The sequence below is a fragment of the Streptomyces sp. NPDC057877 genome (assembly GCF_042796855.1).
Taxonomy (GTDB): Bacteria; Actinomycetota; Actinomycetes; order Streptomycetales; family Streptomycetaceae; genus Streptomyces.
This window is the reverse complement of sequence record NZ_JBHVMS010000002.1, coordinates 830,970-842,212: the sequence shown is the minus strand read 5'-3', so window position 1 is coordinate 842,212 and position 11,243 is coordinate 830,970. Positions and strand designations below refer to the sequence as shown.

Genomic DNA, 11,243 nt, shown 5'->3' with positions numbered 1-11,243 from the left:
CCCGCCAACCGCGTCCTGCCCGTGGAGCGGCAGTTACGGGACGGGTCCTGGATCTCCCGCATCCACGCCCATACCGATCCCGCGCACACCGATCCAATTACGGTGCGGGTGCTCGCCTATCAGCTGCACGGCACCGGCCGTGAGGATCAGGACTACCGACTGGTGACCACCCTGCTCGACGCCTGCCGCTACCCCGCCCGCCAGCTGGCCGCGCTCTACCAGGAACGCTGGGAGGCGGAGGCTGTCTTCGCCGAGCTCAAGACCCATCAGCGCGGCGCCCGCATCGTGCTGAGCAGCAAGACGCCCGACGGCGTCCTACAGCAGATCTGGGCCCATCTGCTGGTCCACCACGCGCTGCGCGAGCTGGTGGTCAGAACCGCCGCCACCCGCGGCCTGGATCCCGACCGGGTCTCCTTCACCGAAACCCTGCGCTCCGCCCGGCGCAGCGTGACCCTCACGCCGGGCAGCTTTTCCCCCTGAGCTGCTGGTCACAGCCCTCGTCTGGCTCCAGCACGACCTCCTCGAACGCCTCCTGCCCGCCAGACGGCTGCGCAGCCAGCCCCGCGTCGTCAAACGCAAGATGTCCAACTACCGGCTCAAACGGGCCGAACACCACACCTGGCCCCAGCCCACCCACACCGGCACTCAAGCAGTCCGCATCCAACGACCCCAACCCGCCGACCCCTAAACGCAACGGCATTGGGCCTACGCCGCACCTGCCGCCCGGCGACCGTGACCGTGACCGTGGTCACACCGACGGCTGGACGCGGTCCGGGCCGCCACCGCCTCACGTCACTCCGGAACCCCGTCGGTGGACGTCATCGAGCCGAGGGCCGTCGGCGGCCTCACCCATGTCGAAGGCAGCTACCAGGCGCCGTACGGCGCGGAGTTGCGGCGCACCCTCGGGGGCCGCGCCGTGTCCACCGTTCCCTCGGGGACGTGCCGCTGCACCGCGAGAGGAGTCCGCCCCGCGAGGTAGGCGCGCACGGTGCCGGGAGGGGGCGGAGGACGGTACAGCCCTTGTTCGCGCCACCGCGCCCCCGTCCGGTGCTATAGTCGTCCCGATCGATCTCGATCGCAGGATTGTTACTCTCCGAGGTCGCCATCGTCATCGCCCCGCGCGATGCCACGGCTGGTGTACCGCTTGAGGAGAGGCAAGGCCTGGGGAGCGCCTCGTGCGCGACCCGGGCCTTTTTTGTTGCCCGAATCCGGGCCTCGATCCGGCGGGAGAGAGCGCGGACCTACGCAGGACGGCAGGAACCAGAGATGCAGGGACGCATCAACAACACACCCGCACCGGGGATCGACGGGCTGGCGGAGGAGATCCTCCGAGGCGTCGGCGGACCGGAGAACATCGAGAGCCTCACGCACTGCGCGACGCGGCTGCGCTTCCAGCTCCATGACGGCAGCAAGGTCGACCAGGCCGCGCTCGACGCGCTCGACGGCGTCATGGGCACGGTGCCGCAGTCCGGTGACCGCTTCCAGATCGTGATCGGCGGCGCCGTCGCGAACGTCCACTCCAAGATCATCAACTTGCCGTCGATGAGCCGCTCCGGGGCGCCGCGCGCGCAGTCCGACGCGGACGTCAAGGCCGCGGTCCGGGCCAAGGGCCGGGGCCGCTTCGCCTGGCTCGACAACTTCTTCGAGTACCTCTCCGACTCCTTCCGCCCGCTCCTCGGCGTGCTGCTGGGCGCCTCGCTGATCATCGCGATCACCTCCGTCCTGGACGCCCTGGGCGTGGTCGACTTCCGCGCCGCGGACAAGTCGGCCACCTGGGTCTTCGTCGACGCGATGTGGCGCTCGGTGCTGTACTTCCTGCCGATCATGGTCGCCTACAACGCGGCCAAGAAGCTGCAGATCGACCCGTGGGTGGGCGCCACGGTGATGGCCGCGGTGATGACCCCGAACTTCACGGGGATGCTCAACCCCGACTCGGGGATCCCCGGCGTCACCTGCACCACCAACTCCACGCTGGGCACCCAGCAGTGCGTGGCGGAGGTCTTCGGCCTGCCGCTCCAGCTCAACGACTACGGCGGCCAGGTGTTCGTACCGCTGCTGATGGTCGCCCTGCTCGCCCTGGTCTACAAGGGCCTGCGGCGCCTGTTCCCCGAGAACATCCAGCTGGTCTTCGTGCCGTTCTTCAGCATGCTGATCATGATCCCGGTGACCGCCTTCCTCATCGGCCCGCTGGGCGTCTGGGCGGGCAACGGCATCGGCGAGGGACTGGCCTGGCTGAACGACAACGCCCCGATCGTCTTCGCGATCTTCATTCCGCTGCTGTACCCGTTCCTGGTGCCGCTGGGCCTGCACTGGCCGCTGAACGCGCTGATGCTCCAGAACATCAACACCATCGGCTACGACTTCATCCAGGGCCCGATGGGCGCCTGGAACTTCGCCTGCTTCGGCGCCACCGCGGGCGTGCTGCTGCTCTCCATCCGCCACCGTGAGCCGATGATGCGCCAGACCGCCACCGGCGCCCTGGCCGCGGGCATGCTCGGCGGCATCTCCGAGCCGTCGCTGTACGGCATCCACCTGCGCTTCAAGCGGATCTACCCGCGCATGCTCGTGGGCTGCCTCGTCGGCGGTCTGATCGTGGGCGTCCTGGGCGGCGTGGACACCGAGGCCTTCGCCTTCACCTCCGTACTGACCATCCCGGTCTTCTCCCCGATGGGCGTCTACCTCATCGCGATCACGGCGGCCTTCGTCACCGCGATGGTGCTCGTCTACGTCTCCGACTACCGCACCCCCGAGGAGCGCGCCCAGGCCAACGCCGAGCGGGACGCCGCCGAGCGGGACGCCGCCGAGGCCGCGGCGACGCAGACCCACGACGAGACCGCGGCGGCCGACGACCGCGAACTGGTCACCGTAGGAGCCGCCGCTGCCGCCGGTTCCGCCGCCACCGCGGGCTCCGGCACCGCCGTCACGTCCGGCACCGGCGGGACCAGTACCCGCCTCGCGGCGCCGGTCGCGGGCCGTGTGGTCGGCCTCGACGAGGTCGGGGACCCGGTCTTCGCCTCCCGCGCGCTCGGCGAGGGCGTGGGCATCGAGCCCGCCGACGGCCGTGTCGTCGCCCCGGTCGACGGCGAGCTGGTCACCGTCGCGGACACCGGCCACGCCTTCGGCATCCGGACCGCGGACGGCGTCGAGGTGCTCACCCACATCGGCATCGACACGGTGCAGATGCAGGGCGAGGGCTTCGAGGTGCACGTGACGCCCGGCCAGCAGGTCCGTACCGGTGACCTCCTCGCCGAGGTCGACCTGGACGCCGTACGCGCGGCGAACCACCCGACCGTCACCCTGATGACGGTCCTGAACACCGCCGATCTCGCCGCGGTCGAGCCGCACACCGGTCAGGACGTCACCGCCGGTGCTCTCGTGGTGACCGTACGGCGGTAACGGCCCGCTCCCGGTCCGGCGCGCACGCCGCTTACGATGATGTGCCGCGCCGGACCGGGAGAGCGGGAGAGGATGGGGGCACGGACAGAAGGGGGGACAGCGGTGAAGGTGCTGCGGGTCCTCAACAACAATGTGGTCCTCGCACGGGACGAGAAGGGCCAGGAGGTCATCCTCACCGGACGTGGCATCGGCTTCAGCTCCGGTCAGGGCAAGCACGTGGACCCCGCGCTGATCAAGCGGGTCTTCGTCCCGGTCGACGGCCGTGACCCCGACCACCTGGCCGAGGCCCTCGCCCTCATCAGCGAGGAGGTCCTGCAAGCCGTCGTGACCGCGCTCAGCGAGGTCGGCATCGAGGGGCGCGAGTCCACCCGCCCCACCCTCGCCATCGCCGTGGCCGACCACATCGCGGGCGCGCTGGAGCGGGCCGCGCGGGGCATCGTCATCGAGTACCCGCTGCGCGCCGAGGTCCAGACCCTGTACGCCACCGAGTACGCCCAGGCGCAGCGCCTGCTGCGGGCCGTCAACGAGCGCGTGAGCCCGAAACTGGACGCTTCCGAGGCGACGGCTCTCGCGCTGCACCTGGTCAACGCGGGATTCGTCTCCGGGGACCTGTCCTTCACGTACACGATGACCGGCGTCATCCAGCAGATGCTCGCCGTGGTGCGCGAGCGTTACGGCCTGGACGTCTCCGACGCGTCGATGAGCGCGGCGCGGTTCATCACCCATGTGCGCTACCTCTTCGTACGAATCCAGCAGCACCGGCAGCTCAAGGGCCAGGAGTCCACGATCGGCAAGGGCATCCGGCAGCACTACCCGGAGGCGACCCGCACCGCGCAGCAACTGGCGACGATCGTCGAGCTGCGGCTGGGACAGCAGCTGAGCGACGACGAGGTCTCCTATCTGGCGCTCCACGTGGCCCGTATGACCATGGACGCCATCGGGGCCGCCCAGTAGCGCCGGGCGGCCCCGTGGGTCACTTCAGGTAGGTGCCGGGGGTGCCGATCCTGCCGGGGCCGTCGAGGACGTAGACGCGGAGGTTGCCCTTGCCGGGGGCGGTGACGGTGAGCGCGCCGTCGGTGACGACCTTGGTGTCACCGGTGACGGCGTCCTTGTAGGTGCCGTTGGGGATGCCGGTGTAGGTGGCCCCGTGGGTGACGGTGACCAGGGCGAAGCTGTCGGTGCCGCCCGCGGTGTAGCGGCGTTTGAAGGCCATGTCGCCGCTGATGCCCTCGGTGGAGTACTGGCCCGTCTGGAGGGCGGGGACCGCGCGGCGGATCTCGTTGAGCCGCTGGACGTGCTTGACCAGGGGCTGGGAGAGGGTGTCGGCGACCTTGCCGGTGGCGGCGTCGACCTTGCCGAAGTCCGCCGCCCGCACATCGCCCTGGAGGTGGTCGCCGAAGTAGGCGCGGCCGGTGGTCGCCAGGGGGCAGGTGGGGCCGCAGTCGATCTTCTTGCCCTTCTGGAACTCTATCTCGGAGCCGTAGTAGAGGGCGGGGATGCCGCGGAAGGTCCACATCAGGGACATGTTCTCGGCCCAGGCGTCGGTGCCGCCGGTGTAGCGTTCGCCGCTCTTGTTGGGGCCGTAGTCGTGGCTGTCGACGTAGACGACGTTGTAGGTGGCGTCGTTGACGCTGTCGTCGGAGTCCTTGCCGTTGTGGAAGGCGTTGGAGGCGTCCGCGAAGTTCATGTGCATGCGCATGTCGATGATGTTCATGCCGGAGAACCGGCTGTGATCGGGGGCGTGGTAGGTGTTGCCCTCCAGGAAGGCGTTGGTGGACGTCGGCTGGGCGGCGGTGCCCGCGGTGTTCTCGAACTCGTACATCTCCAGCGCGGCCTTGGCGTCGTCGGCGCTGTACTCCCTGCGTTCCTTCCAGGTGAAGAACTGTGCGGAGTGGTTGACCGACCCGCGGTTCCACTTGTCGTTGACGAAGGCGCCGACCTCGCCGAAGACGAAGAAGTTCTTCGCGGCCTCGGCGCCGTGCCGCTGGGTGACGCGTTCCTGGATGGCGGGCAGGAAGCGGCGGTTCCAGGTGGTCCGCGGGATGTGGACGGCCGTGTCGACGCGGAAGCCGTCGACGCCCATGCCGATGTACTTGTCGTAGGCGCCGATCAGGTAGTTCTGGACCTTGGGGCTCTCGGTGTTGAGGTCGGCCAGGTCGTCGTGCAGCCAGCAGGAACGGGAGTCCTCGCCTTCCCAGTTGCCCAGCCAGCAGGTGTGGTAGGTGTCCTTGGGCCACATGCCCGAAGTGGGGCTTGGCCACTGGCAGTTGTAGATGCGGTATCCCTCGGGTGACGTGTGCTGGGTGGGCTGGCCCCAGTTCAGGCAGGTGTTGCCGGTGGGCTCGGCGGTGGACCACAGGTCGCCGTTGTAGTAGGACTTGCCGGACTTCGGCTCGACGGACAGGCCGTCGTACTCGAAGGAGGCGTTCGGCTCGTCGTAGAACCAGCTCCACTGCGCGTCCCGCACGCCGTAGTGCTTCGGCGTGAACAGGTTCCTGGCTCCCCAGCGCGAGGAGTGGTTGTAGACGACGTCCTGGTAGATCTTCATGCCCTTGGCGTGGGCGGCGTTGATGAGGTCCTGGTAGGAGGCACCGGCCGATTCCAGGCGCCGGTCGACGCGGTAGAAGTCGTAGCCGTGGTAGCCGTGGTAGTCGTAGTCGGACCGGTTGAGGACCACCGGGGTGATCCAGACGGCCGACATGCCGAGGGCCTTGATGTAGTCGAGCTTGTTGATCAGGCCCTTGAAGTCGCCGCGGAACATGGGGTCGTCGTTGGCGGCGTTGCCGGACTTCCCGTGCTGGCTGCCGCCCCTGTTGTTGGAGCTGTCGCCGTCGTTGAAGCGGGCGGTCAGGACGAAGTAGATGGGGTCCTTGCGCGGGTCGGTGCCCAAGGGCTTGCCCTGCGCGGGGGCGGGCGGCTCGTCGCCGGTGGTCGCGGTGGCCGCCGCCGACGCGGCGGAGAGGTTTCCGGCCGCGTCGGCCGCCCTGACGGTGAAGGTGTAGGGGGTCCGCTCCTCCAGGTCCGCCACGGACAGCACCGTGGAGGTCACATCGGTGACCACCGTGCCTTCGGTTCCACCGGTGCGGGTGACCTGGTACTTGGTGACCTGCTTGTTGTCGGTGGACGGCTCCCAGGTCAGGACGACGGACACGCCGTCGGCCCGGGCGGTCACCTCCGTGGGCACGGTCGGCGCCTCGGTGTCCGGGACCTCGGCCGCGCAGGGGTCGGCGGCGTTCTGCACGACCACCCGGTCCTGCACGGTGCTCACTCCGGTCGTGAGGGTGTAGTCGGCGCCGTTGTTGTTGTCCCACACGCCGTTGCCGTTGTTGAACGCCGCCCGCATCGCCGTTCCGGCACCGAGGTCGACGGTCCGCTTCGTCCAGCCCGTGCAGGCGGGCTCCATGCCGACTCCGGGTACCGGTGTCCAGGCGCCGCCGTCCGGCCTGTAGTGCAGGTTGGTGGTGGTCCAGCCGACGGTCGCGGTGGAGTAGTAGACGGTGGCGCTGTTGCCGCCCGGGTCGGTGCCGCCCGCGCACGGGTCGCTGTGCGACACGACTCCGTCCTTGACGGTGATGTCGCCGGTGCCCAGGTCGTAGTTCCGGCCGCCGTTGTTGTCCCAGGTGCCGCCGCCGTCGTTGAACGTGGCCTGCAGACCGGCCGCCGTCCCGAGGGACACGGTCGCCTTGACCCAGTCCGTACAGGCCGCCTCCATCCGGACGCCGGGCACGGTGGTCCAGGATCCGCCGTCCGGGGCGTAGTGCAGGTGGTAGGCGGTCCAGTTCTTGGTCTTCGTGTAGTAGAAGACGGTCGCCGTGGACTCGACGGCGGCGACGGGCTCGGCGGTCGGGTCCGGGGCGGTGGTGACCGGCAGCGCCGTGAGCAGGCCGAGTGTCCCTGCCGCCGCCGTGGCCGCTGCCAGGGGGCGTCTGAGCAGCCGGTGCGGGGTGCGTCGTGTCATGCGTGTCTCCGGGGGTGGGGGTGGAGCCGCGACGGGGAGTTCTGAAAGCTCTGCCGGAATCTTGCTGCAACAGCTTTCGCCGGGAAGTTACCGGTGCGTGGCAGGGGCGTAAAGGGGTGTGACGCAGGGGCGGTTGGACTCCGGGTCCGCCTTGCGGGGATTTGCGGACAGGTGTGCGATGGCGCGATCCCGACGGTCGGCGGGCGGTGCGGCGGCGGCCTTCCTTCCCGTGCCCCGGGAGGCGGAACTCCCGTGTGTCACAAAGGCGTTGACAGGCCCGAGACTGCGGCGAGGGAGGGCACAGTGATGCGGGAACACATGCGGGATCCCTGGCGACTGCTGCTGGTCGACGACGACCGGGAACTGGTCGACCTGCTCACCGGAGTACTGCGGGACGAGGGGTACGCGGTGGACGTCGCGACCGACGGGCAGCGTGGCCTGCACCTCGGCCTCACCCGCACGTACGACGTGCTCGTCATCGACCGGCGGCTGCCGGTGCTGGACGGCCTCGATCTGCTGCGTCGGCTGCGGTCCCGTCCGGTGCGTTCGCCGGTGCTGCTGCTGACCGGGATGGGCAGCGTGCCGGACCGGGTGGACGGGCTGGACGCCGGTGCCGACGACTATCTGGCCAAACCGTTCGACCTGGACGAACTCACCTCCCGATTACGGGCGTTGTGCCGACGGTCCCGGGACGCGACCGACGTGCTGCGGATCGGCTCCGGGCGGCTGTACGTCGGGCACCGGGAGGTCGTGCTCGCGGACGGTGAGCGGATCGCCCTGGCCGCGCGGGAGTTCGCGCTGCTGTGGGCACTGGCCACCCGCCCGGACGCGGTGTACTCGCGGGCCGAACTGCGCCGGATCGTCTTCGAGGAGGCGCACGCGCCGTCCATCGTCGACACCTACGTGTACTACCTGCGCCGCAAGCTCGGCCGTGGCGCGGTGCGCACGGTCCGCGGAGTCGGCTACCGGCTGGGGTCGCTGTGAGGGAGCCGGGGCGGACCGTGCGACGGGCCCGGTGGCGCAGCAGTCGGCTACCGGGTGGGGTGTTGATGGGGCAGCCGGGGGACGCGGCGGTGCGTGCGGCCGGGTGGCGGGTCATTCGGCTACCGGCCGGGCTCGTCATGAGGAAGCCGGACCAGCCCGGGGACGCGGCGGTGCGCCGGGCGCGGCGGCGGATCTTCTGGACCACCGGTGCCATCATCACCCTGCTGATCATGGTTGTCGGCGGGGTCGCGTACACCGTGATGACGCACGCGCAGGACGACCAGGTGCGCCGTGAGGTGCGCTACGGCGCCGCGCACGGCGACCTGGCACGGCCTCCGGGGTGCATGTGGCTGTACGGCCCGGGTGCGGCCAGGATGCCGAACGCACCGGCCGGGTTCCCGTTGCGCGCCGACCTGGACCGGGTGCGGCTGACCCGCGCGCCGGTCGAGCGCACGGTGCGGCGCGCGGGCACCGCCTATCTGGTGCGGACGCAGGTCCGGGACAACGGTGAGGTGGTGCAGGCCGTGCTGGATCTGCGTTTCCAGCTCGCCGACCGCAGCCATCTGTGGTTCGCGCTGACCGTGGCCGAGGCGGTGGGGCTGGCCGCCGCGGCCGTCACCGGCATGGTCCTGGGGCGCCGGGCGGTGGCGCCGCTGGCCGAGGCGCTGGCCCGGCAGCGGCGGTTCGTCGCCGACGCCAGCCATGAGCTGCGTACACCGGTCACCCGTGTGCACACGCGGGCGCAGGTGCTGGCGCGCCGGGCGGCGGCGGACGGGCTGCCGACGGCGCACCGGGAGGGCCTGGGACTGCTGGTCACCTCCCTCGGGCGGCTCGGCGAGGTGCTGGACGATCTGCTGTCGTCGGCCGCTCTCACAGCCGGGCAGCCATGGCGGGAGACGCGGCCGGTGGACCTGGTGGCGCTGGCCCGTTCGGCCGCCGCCGAGGAGGCGGAGCACGTCCGGGAGCGCGGGCTGACCGTCCGCGTGGACGGCCCGGCGCAGCCGCTGTGGGTCGACGGGGTGGCGTCCGCCCTGCGCCGGGCGGTCGGGGAGCTGCTGGCCAACGCCATCGCCCACACCCCGCCGGGCGGCCGGATCGAGGTGGCGCTGTCCGGTACGGACACGACGGTCGTGCTGACGGTCACGGACACCGGGACCGGCTTCGACACCGCTGAGGCCGAGCGGCTGTTCCGTCGGTTCCACCGGGGCGGCGGCGGCCGGTACGGGCTGGGCCTCGCCCTGCTGCGGGAGGTCGTCACGAGCCACGGGGGCACGGTCGTGGCGGCGGGCGGGCCGGGGCGCGGTGCGCGGTTCACCCTCCGGCTGCCGCTGAGCGCGCCGTCGCCCCCGGCGGTCCCGGACGGCGCGGTCAGGACATGGCGTGGGTGGCGAGCATCCGTGCCGCTGTCCGGACGTCCGCGTCCAGTGGCCGGTCCGGGTCGACCGGATCGATCGCGGCGCTGAGGACGTCGAGGAGGGCGGCGCACCGGGGCGCGGTGGGCCGCCGGGCGCCGACGTGGGCAGCCTGGCGCAGGCCGAGGGCGAGGGAGCCGCACAGCAGGCCGAGCAGTTCGGCCATGTCGTGGGCGCGCAGGGCGGCCTGGGTGCCGAACGGGACGATGTCCTGGTTGTGCAGGTTCGTCGGCAGGCTCTGCATGGCGGCGGGGGTCGCGCAGCGGCGGATCTCCGCGACGATGGCGGTGGTCGCCAACTGCACGCCCTGGAGGCCGTGCTGGGCGCCGGGTTCGGTGGCGAGCATGGGCGGCAGGCCGCCGTTGCGGGCCGGGTCCACCAGCAGGTCGAGCTGGCGTTCGGCGAGGTTGCCGAGTTGCGCGGTGACGGAGGCGAGCAGGTCGGCGGCGAACGCCGCGGGCTGCCCGAAGAAGTTCCCGCCGTGCACCGCCCGCCCCTCCCCCGGCTCCACGGCGTCCTCCGCGCCGGGGAAGAACAGCGGGTTGTCGCTGACTCCGGCCAGGTCCGCGGCGACCACCGCGTCGATGTACCGCAGCGCGTCCTCGGCGGCCCCGAGCACCTGCGGGGAGCAGCGGATGCTGTACGGCTCCTGGAGCGGACGCGCACCGGACGGCACCGTACCGGCCAGGTGGCCCCGCATGCGGGCGCCGGTGTCGGCCGCGCCGGGGTGGCCGTAGACGCGCAGCAGGTCGGCGTCGACGAAGCCGGGGTCGCAGCCGAGCAGGTCGGCCAGCAGGCAGGTCAGGGCGGTGAGGGCGTGCTGGGCGGCGCGGACGGCGTCGTGGGCCAGGGCCAGGGCCGCGGTGGTGACGGAGGTGCCGTTGACGAGGGCGAGGGCGTCGCGGCCGTCCAGGGCGAGGGGACGCAGTCCGGTGGCGGCGAGCGCCTCGGCGGCGGGCCTGCGGTGACCGTCCACGTAGGCGTGCCCCCGGCCGCGCAGCGCCTGGGTGGCGTAGGCGAGCGGGATGAGGTCGCCGCTGGCGCCGACGGAGCCGTAGCGGGGCACGGCGGGCGAGAACGTGGTGGCGAACATCTCCGCCAGCCGTTCGACGACCTCGGTGGACACCCCGGACAGGCCCTGGGCGAGGGACCGGGTGCGTACCAGCAGGGCGGCGCGGACGACGCCGTGCGGCAGGTCCGGGCCCTGGCCCGCGCCGAGGTGGGCGAGGGTGTTGTCGCACTGGTCGGCCTCGTCGGCGCGCCCGGCGAAGCCGACGAGGGCACCGAACCCGGTGGTGGTGCCGTAGATCGGCCGTCCGCCGTCGCCGTCGCGCAGGGCGCGGAAGAGGCGGCGTCCGCGGTCCAGCCGGGCGCGGGCCGCGGCGTCCACCGTGACGGTCAGCGGATCCGCCGCGCGGCGCAGGGCGGCGGGATCGAGGGGGCCGGTGAGGGAGACGGTGTCCGTGGTGGTCAGCACGTCCGTGACGGTAGGC

At 71.5% G+C, this 11,243-nt stretch carries 7 protein-coding genes; 5 read left to right on the top strand and 2 right to left on the bottom strand.

All coding sequences use genetic code 11. The annotated features are described in order from the left end of the window. From ACFVQG_RS07615 to ACFVQG_RS07605, 3 genes are all read left to right on the top strand, one after another. Window positions 1–480 (top strand): transposase (locus tag ACFVQG_RS07615; RefSeq protein WP_383377907.1); only part of this gene is annotated, 480 nt, incomplete at its 5' end. A 786-nt stretch (window positions 481–1,266) separates the two neighbouring features. Then, window positions 1,267–3,396: a glucose PTS transporter subunit IIA gene (locus ACFVQG_RS07610; RefSeq protein WP_383377905.1), complete on the top strand. Its 2,130-nt coding sequence runs from the start codon at window positions 1,267–1,269 to the stop codon at window positions 3,394–3,396. 102 nt (window positions 3,397–3,498) lie between these two features. Further along, window positions 3,499–4,350: a PRD domain-containing protein gene (locus ACFVQG_RS07605; RefSeq protein WP_383377902.1), complete on the top strand. Its 852-nt coding sequence runs from the start codon at window positions 3,499–3,501 to the stop codon at window positions 4,348–4,350. 19 nt (window positions 4,351–4,369) lie between these two features. Here the strand turns inward: ACFVQG_RS07605 and ACFVQG_RS07600 are convergent, their stop codons facing one another. Beyond that, window positions 4,370–7,354 carry a carbohydrate binding domain-containing protein gene (locus tag ACFVQG_RS07600; RefSeq protein ID WP_383377900.1) on the bottom strand — a complete coding sequence of 995 codons (2,985 nt, stop codon included), beginning with the start codon at window positions 7,352–7,354 and terminating at the stop codon, window positions 4,370–4,372. A 306-nt stretch (window positions 7,355–7,660) separates the two neighbouring features. Between ACFVQG_RS07600 and ACFVQG_RS07595 the strand changes: the two genes are divergently transcribed. Then, entirely contained in the window at window positions 7,661–8,338 is a 678-nt protein-coding gene (locus ACFVQG_RS07595) for a response regulator transcription factor (protein ID WP_383377898.1), read from the top strand. A 137-nt stretch (window positions 8,339–8,475) separates the two neighbouring features. After that, window positions 8,476–9,801 (top strand): sensor histidine kinase, encoded by a 1,326-nt coding sequence (locus tag ACFVQG_RS07590; RefSeq protein WP_383377896.1) that lies wholly within the window; start codon window positions 8,476–8,478, stop codon window positions 9,799–9,801. Here the strand turns inward: ACFVQG_RS07590 and hutH are convergent. Beyond that, window positions 9,707–11,227 carry a histidine ammonia-lyase gene (gene hutH, locus ACFVQG_RS07585; protein WP_383377894.1) on the bottom strand — a complete coding sequence of 507 codons (1,521 nt, stop codon included), beginning with the start codon at window positions 11,225–11,227 and terminating at the stop codon, window positions 9,707–9,709. The genes ACFVQG_RS07590 and hutH overlap by 95 nt on opposite strands. Window positions 11,228–11,243 lie beyond the last annotated feature (16 nt).

Excerpts from the sequence above, each read along its gene's own strand:
- ACFVQG_RS07610 (WP_383377905.1), top strand. The coding sequence starts at position 1,267 with ATGCAGGGACGCATCAACAACACACCCGCACCGGGGATCGACGGGCTG.
- ACFVQG_RS07600 (WP_383377900.1), bottom strand. The coding sequence starts at position 7,354 with ATGACACGACGCACCCCGCACCGGCTGCTCAGACGCCCCCTGGCAGCG.
- ACFVQG_RS07595 (WP_383377898.1), top strand. The coding sequence starts at position 7,661 with ATGCGGGAACACATGCGGGATCCCTGGCGACTGCTGCTGGTCGACGAC.
- ACFVQG_RS07590 (WP_383377896.1), top strand. The coding sequence starts at position 8,476 with ATGAGGAAGCCGGACCAGCCCGGGGACGCGGCGGTGCGCCGGGCGCGG.